The sequence below is a fragment of the Amycolatopsis sp. NPDC050768 genome (assembly GCF_040654155.1).
GTDB lineage: Bacteria > Actinomycetota > Actinomycetes > Mycobacteriales > Pseudonocardiaceae > Amycolatopsis.
In genome coordinates, this window is the sequence record NZ_JBFAHL010000016.1 from 120,286 (window position 1) to 136,430 (window position 16,145).

Genomic DNA, 16,145 nt, shown 5'->3' on the forward strand with positions numbered 1-16,145 from the left:
GAGTCGACGGGGTCGGGGCTGCGGGGCGGCGGGGATTTCGGGGTGTCGCCGCCCGCGCTGGACGTGTGAGTGGTGTCGCCCGACTTCGGGGTGCCGCCGCCTCCGCCCGACTTGGGTGTGCCGCCGCCTCCGCCCGACTTCGCCGGCGGGGGCGTGAAGTCGGATCCCGAGCCGGTGTAGCCCGAGCCGCCGGGCGCGTCGTCGGCCGACTTCGCGGCGGGCGGCGGGGTGTAGTCCTGGGGTGAGCCTTCGTAGCCGGACGCCTTGGTCGAGTCGTCCGCGCCCGACTTGCCCGGGGGTGGGGTGTAGTCCTTCGGCGTGCCCTCGTAGCCGCCGCCCTTCGGCGCGCCGCCGCCGTCACCAGCGGTTTTCACCGGCGGGGCCTGCGGGGTGCCGCTGAGGTCCTTGGTCTTCGGCGGCGGGGCGACCTTGCCGCCCTTGATGCCTTTCAGCGCCTTGCCCGCGTCCTCGAACAGCGTGCCGGCCTTCTTCAGCAGCGGGACCAGCGCCTTGAGCGCTTTGACCAGCTTCGTCACGAGGCCCGTGATCTGCGAAGCCGTCTTCGCGACGGCACTGGCGACCTGCGGGACCACCCACGCCAGGCCGATGCCGAGCGTGAACACCACCTGCAACGCCCAGCTGATCAGGTGCCCGATGAGCTCGGAGATGATGTCGCGCACGAGCGTTCGGACGGCGGCGACCACTTCACCCGCGGTCTTGACCCCGGACGACGCGCCTTCGGTGCCCTTCTGCGCGGACTGCAGCAGCGTGCCGAGATCCTGCGCACGTTGCCGGTAGGCGTCCGATGCGGAGCCCGACCACGACTGCAGGTCAGCGTTCACGGCGTCGGTCAGGTCCGAGGCGACGCTGCCGAGCTCTTTGGCGACGTTCGCCCAGGTCTCGGACTGCGCCTTGATCTGGTCGGCGTTGCCGGTGAGGCCGTTGAGCGCGTCCTTGAGTGGTCCGACGTGCTCCATGAGCCACGACACACCCGCTGCCAGGATCGCGCCGAAGGGGTCCATCGCGACCGACAACGCGTCGAGCGCGGTCCCCACCGCCCCCATCGCGACCGACGCCCAGTCGCCCGACTCGATGGCCGTCGAGAGGTCGTTCGCGGTCTCCAGCAGGGAAATCCCCGAATACGCCTTGGTCGAATCCACGGTCGGCGCAATCAGCGGATTGCTCATGCGGTGTCTCCTCGTGCCCCTGAACTTGATCTCATCCCATCACGGCCGCGCGGGGGCCGTCGGTTCACCAACCCTGATGTGTCTCCGCGCACAAACCCACCGGAACGAGTGCACGATCGACCCGGCCTGCCCGCGTGACGCAGCGCCGATGCGTCCTCACCGCGCGCACTGCGGTTAACCTCTTGCGCGAACGGGAGGCGCCATGACCGCAGAATCGCACGCCCGGAAGCGAGACGCCGCGGCGACGAAAGCGGCGCTGCTCGACGCCGCCGAACAACTCTTCGCCGAGCGCGGCTTCGACCGCACCACCGTGCGCGACATCGCCGGCCGCGCGGGCGCGAACCAGGCGCTGCTGTTCCGCTACTTCGGCAGCAAAGAAGCCCTCTTCGAGTCCGTCATGGCCCGCGGCGGCTTCGCCCAGCTGGAGGCGACCCAGCCCGAGCACCTGTTCGCCGAAACCCTTCGCAGCCTCCTCAAGGACGACTCCGAACGCCGCGACCGCTCCCTGGAGACCTACCTGCGCTCCACCGGCACCGACGGCGCCGGTGCCGCCCTGCGCGACCAGCTCGGCGAGGAATACGCCCGCGCCCTGGCCTCCCTCACCGACGAGCCCGACGCCGCCCTCCGCGCCGACCTCGCGCTGGCCTGGCTGCTCGGCATCGGCCTCGTCCGCGCGGTCACCCGCAAGGACCCCCTGGCGAGCGCCTCGCCGGAAGACGTGGCCCGGCTGACGGGGCCGGCGGTGCGGACGTTGCTGGAGCGCAGCGAATAAGCCGGAGCGGCGCAACGAGCGGGTCCGACATGGTCGCGCTGACGCGGTCGGCGCACCCGGCATGGCCGCCTCAGCGGCCCGCCGCCGAGACGCCGCCGTGCTGCCGACCGGACCCGCCGCACGGGCACGGCCGCCCGAAGCAAACAGGCCGGCCCAGTGCGGTCGAGCCGACGCCGCCGGGGCCTTGCCCAGACCGAACCGCCCGCGGGGAACTGTGGCAACCAGCCACCGCGGAAGCGCCGCGAGCGGCCCCCTGGTCCCCGTCCCGGCTGCGGTGCAACCTCGGCGTCGGCTGACCGAGTCAGTGCGGCGGATCAGGCGCCCTGCGTGGTGAGCCAGCTGTCGATGGTGCTGGTGGCCGGCGCGGCGGCGGGGCTGAGAGTGCGGGAGCGCGCGGCGCCCGGGATGGCGGCTGCGGTGAAGGACGCGGCGGAGGGGAAGAAGCCGCGCTCGGCCTGGGTGATGGCGGTGGCCGTGGTGCAGGGGTGGCCGAGGGCGCCGGGGCAGAAGAGGGTGTCGGCGGCGCCGTTTGCGATGAGGACGGGGCGGTGACGGCGAAGGAGTTGGTGACGGGCCAGGACGCTGAGCGCTTGCACCGCGCCGTCGGCCTCGGTGGCGGAGAGGACCGACTTCGTGGCCTCGTCGTGGGCGACGGCGGAGGCGCTGGCGTTGTCGCCGTCGAAGAGGGTGCGGCGGTGGCCCGGCAGGGTCGTGAGCAGGCCCGCGTCGAGGCCGGCGGTGGGGCCGACCTGTGCGTCGAGGACGGCCGGGTAGAGATGCTGGGTGAGCCCACCGGCGCCGAGGCCGAGTTCGACCGGCCCACCCGGGCCGGCCCGCCGCCAGTGCCTTGCTCCACTGGCTAACGCAACGCCCGCCGCAGCAACTCCGCCAGGTGCACCGCCTGCCGGCCCGACTCCTGCGCGATCTGCGTCCGGCAGCTGAACCCGTCGGACAACACCACGGTGGACTCCGCGGCCTCCCGCACCGCCGGCAGCAAGCGGTCCTCCGCCACGGCCTTGGACACCTCGTAGTGCCCCTTCTCGAACCCGAAGTTCCCGGCCAGCCCGCAGCACCCCGAGTCCAGCGTCGTGTTGCGCACGCCCGCCGCCGCCATGGCCGCTTCGTCGGCGGCGAAGCCGAGCACGGCGTGCTGGTGGCAGTGGACCTGCGTGATCGTCTCGACGTCGAGCGACACCTCCAGCGGCTTCGGCGCGTCGGCCAGCAGCTCGGCGAATGTCCGGGTCCGCGAGGCCAGCAGCTCGCCGACGGGATCGCCGGGCAGCAAGGCCGCCAGGTCACCCCGGAACAGTGCCGTGCAGCTCGGCTCCAGCCCAGCCACCTCGTAGCCGGCTTCGAGATACGGCCGCAGCACCGTCAACGTCCGCTGCAGCACGCGCTTCGCCACGTCCAGCTGGCCCGTCGACACCCACGTCAGTCCACAGCAGACACCGCGGTCGGGCAGGACCACGTCGTACCCGGCCGCCGTGAGCACCTCGGTCGCGGCTTCGAGCACGTCCGGCGTGAGGTAGTTGTTGAACGAGTCCGGCCACAGCACCACCCGCCGCTCGCCCGTCGCCCAGCGGCGCAAGTCGCGACGGGCCCGCGTGAACGGCACGGTGGCAAACGTGGGCAGGTCGCGTTCGGCAGCGATGCCGCCCAACCGCTTCAGCGGCCCGGCGGCCCAGCGGCGGCGAGAGAAGAAGTTCGCCACTCGCGGCGCGACCGACACCGCGCGCAGCCACATCGGCAGCCAGCCCATCGAGTAGTGCGACGCCGGGCGCCGCCGCCCGCGGTAGTGCTGGTGCAGGAACTCGGCCTTGTAGGTGGCCATGTCGACGTCCACCGGGCAGTCGGACAGGCAGCCCTTGCACGACAGGCACAGATCCAGCGCCTCGGAGACCTCCTCGGACGCCCAGCCGTCCTTGATCACCTCGCCGTTCACCATCTCGGCCAGCAGATGTGCGCGTCCGCGCGTGGAATGTCGCTCTTCGCGCGTCGCGCGGTAACTCGGGCACATCACGCCACCACCGCTGGTGTTGCGGCACTTCCCGACACCGACGCACCGCCGCATCGCCTGGCCGAAACTCCCGCGGTCCTCGGGGTAACCGAGCACCGTCACGTCTTCGAGCGCGAGCGGCGCGCGGCGCACGCGCAGGTCGGCGTCCACCGGCCGCGGGTCCACGATGATGCCCGGGTTCATCCGGCCCTCCGGGTCGAAGATCCCCTTGAACCGCGCGAACAACGCCATCATCTCCGGGCTGTACATGCGGCCCAGCAGCTCCGAACGCGCCTGCCCGTCACCGTGCTCCCCCGACAGCGAACCGCCGTGCGCGGCGACGAGATCCGCGGCCTGCTCCAGGAACGTCCGGAATTGCGCCTTCCCGGGTGTGGAAAGCAGGTCGAAGTCGAGCCGCAGGTGCAGACAGCCCTCGCCGTAGTGGCCGTAGACCACGCTGCGGCGGCCGTGCTCGCGCATCAGCTCCTTGAACTTCCGCAGGTACGAGCCGAGCTGTTCGGGCGGCACCGCGGCATCCTCCCAGCCGGGCCAGGCTTCCGCGCCGTCGGCCAGCCGCGTGGCCAGCCCCGCCCCCTCCTCGCGGATACGCCACAACCGGCGCTGCGCCGCGGGATCGTCGAGCACCACCGAACCCGTGAGCGCGCCACCCAGCGAAGCCGCCAGCTCCCGCGCTCGCGAAGCGGCTTCGGCCGGCGAGGAACCCGCCAGCTCCACGAAAAGCCACGCCCCACCCGGCGGAAGTCCTTGCGCCCGACCGGGTTCCAGCATCGCGACGAGCTCCGCGTCCACGCCCTCGACGGTCAGCGGCGACCACGGCAGGATCCCCGGCACCGCGTCGGCCGCGTCGATGTCGGACGGGAAGCCCAGCACCGCCAGCACGCGGTGCTTCGGCAGCTCGGCGAGCGCGACGGTCGCCCCCAGCACCGTCACACACGTGCCCTCGCTGCCGACCAGCGCCTTGGCGACGTCGAACCCGTTCTCCGGCAACAGGTGCTCCAGCCCGTAGCCGGAAACACGCCGCGAGAAGCTCGACAGTTCCGTCCGCAGCAAAGCGAGGTTGTCCCGCACCAGCGAACGCAGCTCGGTGAACACCCGCCCCTCGGTGCCCGGAAGAGCTGCGCGGTCGTCCACTTCGGACGGCGCCGCCGGCCCGAGCGTGAGCCGCGTGCCGTCGTAGAGGAGCACGTCGAGCTCACGCACGACGTCGACGGTCCGGCCCCACGCCACGGAGTGCGAACCGCAGGCGTTGTTGCCGATCATGCCGCCGATCGTGCAACGGCTGTGCGTGGACGGGTCCGGCCCGAACCGCAGCCCGTGCGGCGCGGCCACCGCCTGCAGGTCGTCGAGTACCGTGCCGGGCGCCACGCGCGCGAGCCGCGTTTCGGGATCGATCCACTCGACGCCGCGCACGTGCCGTGACGTGTCGACCACGATCCCCGGCCCGCACGAGTTCCCCGCGACACTCGTGCCCCCGCCGCGCGGCACCAGCGGCGCCCCGCGCTCGCGCGCCGCCGCGACGGCGGCGACCACGTCGTCCACCGTCTCCGGTAGCACCACGCCGAGCGGCACGTGGCGGTAGTTCGACGCGTCGGTGGTGTAGAGCGCCAGCGTGGCGGTGTCGCTGAGGATTCGCACGCCCTCCATTCAAGACACGCCGTCCTCCGGGCGGCACAGGGGGACCCCGGAAAATCTCGACATCACCCCAGAGAACACGTGAAATGCACGACTTCGGGCCTGTCGCGACGGAAACTGTCGGTGGTCCGGGTTCTACTGGAGCAGCGAAGGAAGGAGGCACCGCGATGCAAAGTGAGCACTCGAGTGAGCTGAACCACCGCGAGCGGGCCACCCTGAGAGCCGTCGCATCGGGGCGGGCCGAGATCAGCTGCAGCTGCGAGCCAGACCTGTACGTCGACGGGTTGAGCTGCTGCGACCAGGCCACCACCCGCCGGCTCGTCCGGCGCGGGTTCATCGAGGCCGCGGCCGAAGGGCCGTGCGGCGAGCTGGTGCTGGCCGTGCTGACCGCGGCCGGGATGGTGGCGCTGAACGAAGCCACTCCGTCCGGGGCGGTCACCGCCGCCTGAGCCGGCCCGCGCACCGAGCGCGATTCCCGGCGCCCCACGGCGGTTCCGCGGGGGAGGCGTCCGTCAGGAACGCACCCATTCCTCCCCGAGTTCGACAGCCTCCGCCGTCCCGCCGGTCAGATCGGCGAGCCAGGCGGCGAACGCCGGTTCCTCGCCAGGAGCCAGGCCGACCTCGAAGTGCGCCGACGCCTCGAACCGGGTGTCGTGCAGCACATACGACGAAGCACGCAGGTCGTTCTCCAGCCGGCCCGAGCGGGTGTAGTCCACCTCGACGTCGAACAGCAGCAGGCGCCGGTACTCGACCACGGACGCGGCGTCCAGCGCGTCGGACACCGCCTGCCCGTACGCGCGGATCAGACCCCCCGCACCGAGCAGCACCCCGCCGAAGTGACGCGACACCACGGCGACCGCGTCGGTGACCTCGCGCCAGCGCAGCACCTCCAGCATGGGGACGCCCGCGGTGCCGGCCGGTTCGCCGTCGTCGCTGGAGCGCTGGGTGCGCCCGTCTGGGCCGAGGACGAAGGCGTGGCAGTGGTGGCGCGCCGCCGGTTCGGCCTTGCGCCGGGCCGCGATCACGGCCCGCGCGGCGGCCTCGTCGGCTACCGGAGCGAGCGCGCAGAGGAACCGGGAGCGCTTGATCTCGATCTCATGCAGTACCGGGCTCGCCACGGAGAGATAACGATCAGCCATCGACGGTTCGCCTCATGTGTCCAGTCAACCAGCTTCGCCCGCGGCACAACCCGCGACCCGCACAGGTGTTTGCGCAGGTCAGCGCGGCTACTGACCAGTGGTCGGGAGACGTGGCCCGACATATGGGCATACCCCGGGGGCCGTCAACGTAAGCGTGGCATTTCCCACCCGGGCGCAACGACATATGTCGAACACAGCGAATTCACACTATCGTCATAAGACCCGGCGAACCCGGGAGTAACACCACGCGCCCGGCCAGCCCCCCACCACACAGGCTGACCGAACCGCGCGTGCGCAGCCGCAGCGAACCGCTGCACCAACGAAGGACTGCTGCACCGACGAGAACAACAGCGCCGATCGTCAGGATCACACTGGCGGAGAACGCGGCGCTGACGTAACTTATGGCCGCCCAGTGCTGTGCGGCTGTATACCCGGAACCGCCCCTGCCGCAGCCCGGTCGATGTCGACCGAGCCGGTTTCTAGGGCGGTTCCCCCCTTCTCGACTGACCATCGCGGTTCCGGACCACTTCGTTAACCGGTTCAGTGTCGAACCACCCGATGGAGTGAGTACCGGTCGCGCCAACGCCTTGGGAGGCGGCCAGCCGTGACCCACCGTTCCACTGCCGGTTCCACCGGTCTGTACGACCCCGCGTATGAGCACGACGCCTGCGGAGTCGCCTTCGTCGCCGATCTCGCCGGTCGCCGAGATCATCAGATCGTGGCGAAAGCCCTGGTCGCACTGCGGAACCTGGAGCATCGCGGGGCGCGCGGCGCCGAACCCGACACCGGCGACGGCGCCGGATTGCTGATCCAGGTACCCGACGCGTTCTTCCGCGAGGTCGTGGACTTCACGCTGCCCGAAGAGGGCGCGTACGCCGTCGGCACCGCGTTCCTGCCCCGTGACGAGAAGCGCCGCGGCCGGGCCATGACCACCATCGAGCGGATCGCCGCCGAGGAGGACATGCGCGTGGTCGGCTGGCGCGAGGTGCCCGTGGACACCGCGCACTGCGGCCCCACCGCCGCCGAGACGCGCCCGCACCTCACGCAGCTGTTCCTCGCCGGGCGCCGGCACAACCGCGACGGCCTCGGGCTCGAGCGGTCGGCCTTCTGCGTGCGCAAGCGCGCCGAGCACGAGCTCGTGGACGACGACGTGTACTTCCCGTCGCTGTCCTCGCGCACCATCGTCTACAAAGGAATGCTCACCGAGGACCAGGTCGAGCGGTTCTTCCTCGACCTGCAGGACGAGCGCGTGACGAGCGCCATCGGCCTCGTGCACTCCCGCTTCTCCACCAACACCTTCCCGTCGTGGCCGCTCGCGCACCCGTACCGCTACGTGGCGCACAACGGCGAGATCAACACCCTCAAGGGCAACCGCAACTGGATGGACGCCCGCGAGGCTCTGCTGGAGACGGACCTCATCCCCGGCGACCTCAAGCGCATCTACCCGGTCATCACACGCGGCGCCAGCGACTCCGCCTCGTTCGACGAGGTGCTCGAGCTGCTGCACCTCGGCGGCCGCTCGCTCCCGCACTCGGTCCTCATGATGATCCCCGAGGCCTGGGAGAACCACCAGGAAATGGACCCCGCCCGGCGGGCCTTCTACGAGTTCCACTCCACGCTGATGGAGCCGTGGGACGGACCGGCGCTGGTGGCGTTCACCGACGGCGCGCAGATCGGCGCGGTCCTCGACCGCAACGGCCTGCGTCCCGGCCGCTACTGGGTCACCGACGACGGCCTCGTCGTGCTCGCCTCCGAGGTCGGCGTGCTGGAGCTGGACCAGTCGACGATCGTGCGCAAGGGCCGGCTGGAGCCGGGCCGCATGTTCCTCGTGGACACGGTCGAGGGCCGGATCATCGAGGACGAGGAGATCAAGGGCCAGCTCGCCACCGCGCACCCGTACGACGAGTGGGTGGACGGCGGCCTGCTGCGCCTGGAGGAGCTGCCCGAGCGCGACCGCGAGGTGCCGCTGCACGCCGCGCTCGTGCGGCGCCAGCAGTCCTTCGGCTACACCGAGGAAGAGCTCGAGACCATCCTCGAGCCGATGGCCCGCACCGGCGCGGAGCCGATCGGCTCGATGGGCAACGACTCGCCGCTCGCGCCGCTGTCTTCGCGTTCGCGGCCGTTGTTCGACTACTTCATCCAGCTCTTCGCCCAGGTGACGAACCCGCCGCTGGACGCCATCCGCGAGGAGCTCGTGACGGCGCTGGGCACGCAGGTCGGCGCCGAGCCGAACCTGCTCGTGGCCAACGCGGCGTCGTGCCGGCGCATCGTGCTGCCGTTCCCGGTGCTGGACAACGACCAGCTCGCCAAGCTCGTGCACGTCAACGACGACGGCAACCTGCCCGAGTTCCAGGCCGTGACGGTGCTCGGCCGCTACAACGTCCACGGTGGCGGCGAAGCGCTCCTTCAGCGGCTCGACGAGATCCGTTCCGAGGTGTCCGAGGCCATCGAGGACGGCGCGCGGCTGATCGTGCTGTCCGACCGCGGCGTCGACGAGAACCACGCGGCCATCCCGTCTCTGCTGCTGACCGGCGCCGTGCACCACCACCTCGTGCGGGAGAAGACCCGCACGCAGGTGGGCCTCATCGTCGAGGCCGGCGACGCGCGCGAGGTGCACCACATCGCGCTGCTCGTCGGGTACGGCGCGGCCGCGGTCAACCCCTACCTCGCGATGGCGACGGTCGAGGAGATGGCCCACCAGGGCCTGATCCCGGGCGTCACGGCGAAGCAGGCGACCGCGAACCTGATCAGGGCGCTCGGCAAGGGCGTGCGCAAGACGATGTCCAAGATGGGCGTCTCGACAGTCGCGTCCTACACCGGTGCGCAGATCTTCGAGGCCGTGGGCCTGGGTGCCGACATCGTCGACACCTGCTTCACCGCCACCACCTCGCGGCTCGGCGGCGTCGGGTTCGACACGATCGCCGACGAGGTCGAGCAGCGCCACCGCCGTGCGTTCCCTGGCGACGGTGTGCGCGCGAGCCACCGCGAACTGGAGACCGGCTCGGACTACCAGTGGCGCCGCGAAGGCGAGCCGCACCTGTTCAACCCGCAGACCGTGTTCAAGCTGCAGCACTCCACGCGCAGCGGGAAGTACGAGGTCTTCAAGGAGTACACGAAGGCCGTCAACGACCAGTCCGAGAAGCTGCAGACGCTGCGCGGGCTGTTCGACTTCAAGACCGGCGAGCGCCCACCGGTGCCGATCGAGGAGGTCGAACCGGTCTCGGAGATCGTGAAGCGCTTCGCGACCGGCGCCATCTCCTACGGCTCGATCTCGATGGAGATGCACCAGACGCTGGCGATCGCGATGAACCGCCTCGGCGGCAAGTCCAACACCGGCGAGGGCGGCGAGGACGCCGAACGGCTCTACGACCCCGAGCGCCGCTCCGCGGTGAAGCAGGTCGCTTCGGGCCGGTTCGGCGTGACGAGCGAGTACCTCGTGAACGCCGACGACATCCAGATCAAGATGGCGCAGGGCGCGAAGCCCGGCGAAGGCGGGCAGCTGCCCGGCGCGAAGGTGTACCCGTGGATCGCGAAGACGCGGTACTCGACGCCGGGCGTGGGGCTCATTTCCCCGCCGCCGCACCACGACATCTACTCGATCGAGGACCTCGCCCAGCTGATCCACGACCTGAAGAACGCCAACCCGGCCGCGCGCATCCACGTGAAGCTCGTGTCCGAGGTCGGCGTCGGCACGGTCGCGGCGGGCGTATCCAAGGCGCACGCCGACGTGGTGCTCATCTCGGGCCACGACGGCGGCACCGGCGCTTCGCCGCTGTCGTCGATCAAGCACGCGGGCGGACCGTGGGAACTGGGCCTGGCCGAGACGCAGCAGACGCTGCTGGCCAACCGGCTGCGCGACCGCATCGTGGTACAGACCGACGGGCAGCTCAAGACCGGCCGCGACGTGGTGATCGCCGCGCTGCTCGGTGCCGAGGAGTTCGGTTTCGCGACCGCGCCGCTCGTGGTTTCGGGCTGCATCATGATGCGCGTGTGCCACCTCGACACCTGCCCGGTGGGCGTCGCGACGCAGAACCCCAAGCTGCGCGAGAAGTTCAGCGGCAAGGCCGAGTACGTGGTGAACTTCTTCGAGTTCATCGCCCAGGAAGTGCGGGAGTACCTGGCGGAGCTGGGTTTCCGGTCGATCGAAGAGGCTGTGGGCCGCGCCGAGGTGCTCGACAAGCGCAAGGCCGTGGACCACTGGAAGGCCGCCGGGCTCGACCTGTCGCCGATCTTCTACGTGCCGGAGCTGGCCCCGCGCGCGGCGCGCCACCAGGTCGTGAAGCAGGACCACGGGCTCGACAAGGCGCTGGACAACACGCTGATCCAGCTCGCCGAGGGCGCGCTCTCCTCGGGTGACAAGGTGCGGCTGGAGCTGCCGGTGCGCAACGTCAACCGCACCGTCGGCACGATGCTGGGCTCGGAGCTCACGAAGAAATGGGGCGGCGAGGGCCTGCCGGACGACACGATCGACGTGACGTTCACCGGTACCGCGGGCCAGTCGTTCGGCGCGTTCGTGCCGAAGGGCATCACGCTGCGGCTCATCGGCGACGGCAACGACTACGTCGGCAAGGGTCTCTCGGGCGGACGGCTGATCGTGCGGCCGCCCAAGGAGGTCTCGTTCGCGGCCGAGGACCACATCATCGCGGGCAACGTGATCGCCTACGGCGCCACGAGCGGCGAGATCTTCATCCGCGGCAAGGTCGGCGAACGGTTCTGCGTGCGCAACTCGGGCGCGCTGGCCGTCGTCGAAGGCGTGGGCGACCACGGCGGCGAGTACATGACGGGCGGGCGCGTGGTGGTGCTCGGCGCCATCGGGCGCAACTTCGCGGCCGGCATGTCCGGCGGCATCGCCTACGTGCTCGACCTGCCGGCGCACCGCGTGAACCCGGAGATGGTCGACATCGACCCGCTCGACGCCGACGACACCGACTTCCTGCGCGAGACCGTGGAGAAGCACTACAACGAAACGGAGTCCGCGGTCGCGCGCGAGCTGCTCGCCGACTGGGACGCCGCCGTCGACCGGTTCGGCAAGGTCATGCCGAAGGACTACAAGCGCGTGCTCGCCGCTCAGGTGCAAGCCGAGCGGGATGGGCGTGACGTGAACGAGGCGATCATGGAGGCAGCTCATGGCTGATAATCGCGAAGCCGGCTATGAGTGCCGACTGGGTGCGGGTATCCCGCAAGACACGGAGGCCGCACATGGCTGACCCCAAGGGCTTTCTGACCACCACCCGTGAAGAACCGAAGCGCCGTCCGGTCGATCTTCGGCTGATGGACTGGCGTGAGGTCTACGAGGACTTCGCGTCGACCAAGCTGGAGAAGCAGGCCGGGCGGTGCATGGACTGCGGCATTCCGTTCTGCCACCAGGGCTGTCCGCTCGGGAACCTGATTCCCGAGTGGAACACGCTGGTGTGGCGGGAAGACTGGCGCGAGGCGGCCGAGCGGCTGCACGCGACCAACAACTTCCCGGAATTCACCGGCACGCTGTGCCCGGCGCCGTGCGAGACCGCGTGCGTGCTCGGCATCAACGACGACCCGGTGACGATCAAGCGCGTCGAGATCTCCATCATCGACCGGGCCTTCGCCGAAGGCTGGGTCACGCCGCAGATCCCGGTGGCGAAGACGGGCAAGAAGGTCGCCGTCGTCGGTTCCGGGCCGTCCGGGCTGGCCGCGGCGCAGCAGCTCACGCGAGCGGGCCACAGCGTGGTGGTCTACGAGCGGGCCGACAAGATCGGCGGACTGCTGCGCTTCGGCATCCCGGAGTTCAAGATGGAGAAGCACCGCCTCGACCGCCGGCTCGACCAGATGCGGGCCGAGGGCACGGAGTTCCGGACGTCGGTGAACGTCGGCGTGGACGTCACCATCGAGCAGCTGCGCTCGAACCACGACGCGGTGGTGCTCGCCGGCGGCGCGACCGCGTGGCGCGACCTGCCGATCGACGGCCGCGAGCACGACGGGATCCTGCAGGCGATGGAGTTCCTGCCGCCGGCCAACCGCGTCGCCTCGGGTGACCTCGACGCGGTGCCGTACTCCGCCGAGGGCCTCGACGTCGTGGTCATCGGCGGCGGCGACACGGGCGCGGACTGCGTCGGCACGTCGCACCGCCAGGGCGCTCGTTCGGTGACTCAGCTGGAGATCATGCCGCGGCCGCCGCAGGACCGTTCGGACGCGCACCCGTGGCCGACGTACCCGATGATCTACCGGGTGTCCTCGGCCCACGAAGAGGGCGGCGAGCGCCTGTACTCCGTGAACACGCAGGAGTTCCTGGCCGACGCCGACGGCCGCGTCCGCGCGCTGAAGCTCGTGGAGGTGCGCAACGAGGGCGGCAAGTTCGTCCCGGTCGAGGGGAGCGAGAACGAGCTGCCCGCGCAGCTCGTGCTGCTGGCGATGGGTTTCGTCGGCCCGCAGCACTCGGGCCTGCTGGAGGACCTCGGCGTCGACCTCGACCAGCGCGGCAACGTCGCGCGCGACCAGGACTTCCGCACGAGCGTCGACAACGTCTTCGTCGCCGGCGACATGGGCCGCGGCCAGTCGCTGATCGTGTGGGCCATCGCCGAGGGCCGCTCGTGCGCCGCCGGCGTCGACGCCTTCCTCACCGGCCGGGCCTTCCTCCCGGCCCCGATCGCGCCGACGGACCGGCCGATCGCGTGACCTCGTGGTCGGGCGCACCAACGGTGCTGCGCCCGCCACGATCCCCTCAACTCGAGGCAGGCGCACCAGCGTTGTTGCGCCTGCCTTGTCCTCAGTGGACCGTCCGCGGTCCCGCCACGGACCCGGGTGGTCACGGCAACGGCGCCGTGTCCGCCCGGCCCGAGGTGCGCGCCTGGGCGAGGTTCGCGACCGGGCGAGGTGCGCAAGGCAATCCCCTACCTGGCTCGGCAAACCCCCGCCCTCCCAAGGGGGGCGTCCCGGCTCCAGTCTATCGGCCGCCCCCGACAAAACCCGTGGCCAAGCCAAAAACGGGCCGAGCTGTCCACAACTCGGTAAGCCTGTGGACAAGCCGCGCAAACGTGTGCGCGCGCCTGAACCACGCCGAGCCCCGCGCCGGGAAGCCCACCCGCGAAATCACCTGCCACGCAACAGATCCAGCGCCAGCAACCCCGCACCGAGCCGCCCGGCTTCGTCACCCAGTGAGGCCACCCGAAGTTCCGGCATCCGCTGGAAAGTCAGCGCCGAAGCCAAGTAGTCGCGCACCGGATCGAGTACGTAGTCGGCCGCGGTGAACAGCCCGCCGCCCAGCACGATCACCTCCGGTGCCAGCAACGTCAGCAGCGTCCGCAAGCCGTGGCCGAGGCCGTCGAGCGCGTCGGACACGACGGCGACCGCGGCTTCGTCGCCGTGGCGCGCGGCGTCGACCACGGGCTGCGCGCCGTCGGCCGGGCGGCCGGTCCGTTCGGTGTAGCGGCGCGCGATGGCCGACGCCGACGAGATCGCCTCGAGACAGCCCGTGGCGCCGCAGCCGCAGACGATGCGGTGGCCCACGTCGATGTGGCCGACCTCGCCGGCCAGCCCGTGGGCCCGGTAGAGGCGCCCGTCGAGCAGCATCGCGGCTGCGATCCCGGTGCCCACGGCGATGAACGCCGCGTCGGTGCAGCCTTTCCCCGCGCCCACGCGGAACTCCGCCAGCCCGCCGGCGCTCACGTCGTGGCCGAATGCCACCGGCAGCCCCAGCCGGTTCTCCAGCAGGTCGCCGAACGGCACGTCGCGCCAGTCGAGGTTGGCCGAGAACCGGGCGACGCGCGCCTGTTCGTCGACGATGCCCGGAACCACGACGCCGACCGCACCCGGCGAACCCGTGCCGGCCTGCTCCGCGAGCGAGGAGACGACGTCGGCCACCTGCTCGGCCAGCGCCGTGCCGTCCGCGCTCTTCGCCGTGGGCACGCGAGTCGTCGCGAGCACGTTGAGTTCCCCGTCGAGCAGGGCCGCCTTCACGGTCGTGCCGCCCACGTCCAATGCCGCCACCAATTCAGCCATACCGTGATTCTCACATCGGGCACCTCACATCGATGTGACATTGACGGGCGGTAGCACAGCAACCTACGCTCGGTCAGCCAGACGACGAGTTCCGGAACGCGGTGAGAATCCGCGCGGTCGCGCCACTGTGACCCCTCGACGAACCTCGAGGGGAAGCCAGACCCGGACCCGTCGTGTCGCTCCCGATGAGGCCGCGAAAAGCCCGAGGAGGCACAGTGACCACCCCCGCAGCACCCGCCGTCGCCACACCGATCCCCGTCCGGATCCCCGTCCGCCAGATCGTTCCGTGGGCAGTGCTGGTGGGCCTGCTCGCCCTCATCGCCCTCTACTTCGTGAGCGCCGAACAGGGCGCCACCGCGGTGTTCGCCAACATGTACGTGCACGAGTTCGTGCACGACGGCCGGCACCTGCTCGCGTTCCCCTGCCACTGAGGCGGGCGAACCACCATGATGAGGTCCCTGCTGGTCCGCGGCATGCTCGCGGGCCTGATCGCCGGCGTGCTCGCGTTCGTCTTCGCCTACCTGTTCGGCGAGCCGTCGGTCAACAGCGCCATCGGCATCGAGGAGGCCGGCTCCGCCGCGCATTCCCACACCCACGACCCGGCCGCCGGCCAAGGCACCGGCGAGGCTGCGCAGCCGGCCGACGAGCCCGAAGAAGAGCTGGTGCCGCGCGACATCCAGAGCACCGTCGGCCTGCTGACCGGCGTGCTCGTCTACGGTGTCGCGATCGGCGGGCTGTTCTCGCTGGCTTTCGCGTTCGTCTACGGCCGCATCGGGTCACTGCGCCCCCGCCTGACCACGGCGTTGCTCACCGCGGGCGCGTTCGGCGTGGTGTTCTTCGTGCCGTTCCTCAAGTACCCGGCCAACCCGCCCGCAGTGGGCCAGCCGGGCACCATCGGGGAACGCACCGAGCTGTACTTCGGCTTCGTCGCCGTCTCCCTGCTCGCGGGCATCCTCGCCACGGTGTTCGGCCGCAAGCTCGCCGACCGCGTCGGCGCGTGGCGCGGCGGCCTGCTGGCCTGCGCCGGTTACGTCGCGGTGATGGCCGTGGTCGCGTGGCTGATGCCGGTGATCGACGAGGTGCCGCCGACGTTCCCGGCGTCCACGCTGTGGAGCTTCCGTACCGCGTCGATCGGCACGCAGGTGACGCTGTGGCTCACGCTCGGCCTGTTCTTCGGTTTCTTCGCGGAGAAGGTACTGAAGCCCTCCCAGAAGGCCGTCGCGGCAGCCGTCTGAGCCTCACCAGTCCAGGTCGCCGGTCATCTCACGCCTTCCGTGTCTTTTGCCTCGGCTCCGCCGAGGCGGCGAGATCGCCTGGGAGCCGGCGGGGGGGGGGGGGACTGAGGTGGTGAGCGGGGGGGGGGGCACGCGCCCCGCGGTTGACGCGGGCGGGGCTCGGGGGGGGGGGGGGGACCCACCCCGCAC

At 71.0% G+C, this 16,145-nt stretch carries 11 protein-coding genes and 1 pseudogene; 7 read left to right on the plus strand and 5 right to left on the minus strand.

Going from position 1 to position 16,145, the window contains the following annotated elements; all coding sequences use genetic code 11:
* Positions 1 to 185 precede the first annotated feature (185 nt).
* Positions 186 to 1,187, minus strand: a pseudogene (locus AB0H62_RS36985) (hypothetical protein); the annotation flags it as partial.
* Between the two features lie 202 nt (positions 1,188 to 1,389).
* Here AB0H62_RS36985 and AB0H62_RS36990 point away from each other — a divergent pair.
* Positions 1,390 to 1,959, plus strand: coding sequence for a TetR/AcrR family transcriptional regulator (locus AB0H62_RS36990; protein ID WP_220243143.1), 570 nt, complete (start codon positions 1,390 to 1,392; stop codon positions 1,957 to 1,959).
* 314 nt (positions 1,960 to 2,273) lie between these two features.
* Here the strand turns inward: AB0H62_RS36990 and AB0H62_RS36995 are convergent, their stop codons facing one another.
* A complete protein-coding gene (locus AB0H62_RS36995) occupies positions 2,274 to 2,555 on the minus strand; it encodes a hypothetical protein (RefSeq protein ID WP_360591278.1) in 282 nt (93 codons plus the stop codon).
* Between the two features lie 99 nt (positions 2,556 to 2,654).
* On the opposite strand from AB0H62_RS36995, the gene AB0H62_RS37000 reads away from it, so the two are divergent.
* Positions 2,655 to 2,822: a hypothetical protein gene (locus AB0H62_RS37000; protein WP_360591280.1), complete on the plus strand. Its 168-nt coding sequence runs from the start codon at positions 2,655 to 2,657 to the stop codon at positions 2,820 to 2,822.
* On the opposite strand, the gene AB0H62_RS37005 is transcribed toward AB0H62_RS37000, so the two are convergent.
* On the minus strand, positions 2,819 to 5,611 hold the full coding sequence (locus AB0H62_RS37005; protein ID WP_360591282.1) for an FAD-binding and (Fe-S)-binding domain-containing protein: 2,793 nt from the start codon (positions 5,609 to 5,611) through the stop codon (positions 2,819 to 2,821). The two genes, AB0H62_RS37000 and AB0H62_RS37005, sit on opposite strands and share 4 nt — an antisense overlap.
* A 164-nt stretch (positions 5,612 to 5,775) precedes the next feature.
* Between AB0H62_RS37005 and AB0H62_RS37010 the strand changes: the two genes are divergently transcribed.
* A complete protein-coding gene (locus tag AB0H62_RS37010; protein WP_220243147.1) occupies positions 5,776 to 6,057 on the plus strand; it encodes a hypothetical protein in 282 nt (93 codons plus the stop codon).
* A 63-nt stretch (positions 6,058 to 6,120) separates the two neighbouring features.
* On the opposite strand, the gene AB0H62_RS37015 is transcribed toward AB0H62_RS37010, so the two are convergent.
* A complete protein-coding gene (locus AB0H62_RS37015; RefSeq protein WP_360591284.1) occupies positions 6,121 to 6,747 on the minus strand; it encodes a YigZ family protein in 627 nt (208 codons plus the stop codon).
* 604 nt (positions 6,748 to 7,351) lie between these two features.
* Here AB0H62_RS37015 and gltB point away from each other — a divergent pair.
* Together gltB and AB0H62_RS37025 are read left to right on the plus strand one after the other, a co-directional pair.
* Positions 7,352 to 11,881 (plus strand): glutamate synthase large subunit, encoded by a 4,530-nt coding sequence (gene gltB, locus AB0H62_RS37020; protein ID WP_360591286.1) that lies wholly within the window; start codon positions 7,352 to 7,354, stop codon positions 11,879 to 11,881.
* Between the two features lie 65 nt (positions 11,882 to 11,946).
* On the plus strand, positions 11,947 to 13,398 hold the full coding sequence (locus tag AB0H62_RS37025; RefSeq protein ID WP_220243150.1) for a glutamate synthase subunit beta: 1,452 nt from the start codon (positions 11,947 to 11,949) through the stop codon (positions 13,396 to 13,398).
* A 414-nt stretch (positions 13,399 to 13,812) separates the two neighbouring features.
* Here AB0H62_RS37025 and AB0H62_RS37030 read toward each other — a convergent pair whose 3' ends face one another.
* The gene (locus tag AB0H62_RS37030) at positions 13,813 to 14,721 is read right to left on the minus strand and encodes an ROK family protein (protein ID WP_220243151.1); all 909 of its coding nucleotides are present in this window, start codon (positions 14,719 to 14,721) and stop codon (positions 13,813 to 13,815) included.
* A 215-nt stretch (positions 14,722 to 14,936) separates the two neighbouring features.
* On the opposite strand from AB0H62_RS37030, the gene AB0H62_RS37035 reads away from it, so the two are divergent.
* Both AB0H62_RS37035 and AB0H62_RS37040 read left to right on the plus strand, forming a co-directional pair.
* Positions 14,937 to 15,152, plus strand: coding sequence for a CbtB-domain containing protein (locus AB0H62_RS37035; protein ID WP_255638318.1), 216 nt, complete (start codon positions 14,937 to 14,939; stop codon positions 15,150 to 15,152).
* A 15-nt stretch (positions 15,153 to 15,167) separates the two neighbouring features.
* Entirely contained in the window at positions 15,168 to 15,956 is a 789-nt protein-coding gene (locus AB0H62_RS37040; RefSeq protein ID WP_360591289.1) for a CbtA family protein, read from the plus strand.
* Positions 15,957 to 16,145: the final 189 nt, after the last annotated feature.

Excerpts from the sequence above, each read along its gene's own strand:
- AB0H62_RS36990 (WP_220243143.1), top strand. The coding sequence starts at position 1,390 with ATGACCGCAGAATCGCACGCCCGGAAGCGAGACGCCGCGGCGACGAAA.
- AB0H62_RS37010 (WP_220243147.1), top strand. The coding sequence starts at position 5,776 with ATGCAAAGTGAGCACTCGAGTGAGCTGAACCACCGCGAGCGGGCCACC.
- AB0H62_RS37015 (WP_360591284.1), bottom strand. The coding sequence starts at position 6,747 with ATGGCTGATCGTTATCTCTCCGTGGCGAGCCCGGTACTGCATGAGATC.
- AB0H62_RS37025 (WP_220243150.1), top strand. The coding sequence starts at position 11,947 with ATGGCTGACCCCAAGGGCTTTCTGACCACCACCCGTGAAGAACCGAAG.
- AB0H62_RS37030 (WP_220243151.1), bottom strand. The coding sequence starts at position 14,721 with ATGGCTGAATTGGTGGCGGCATTGGACGTGGGCGGCACGACCGTGAAG.
- AB0H62_RS37040 (WP_360591289.1), top strand. The coding sequence starts at position 15,168 with ATGATGAGGTCCCTGCTGGTCCGCGGCATGCTCGCGGGCCTGATCGCC.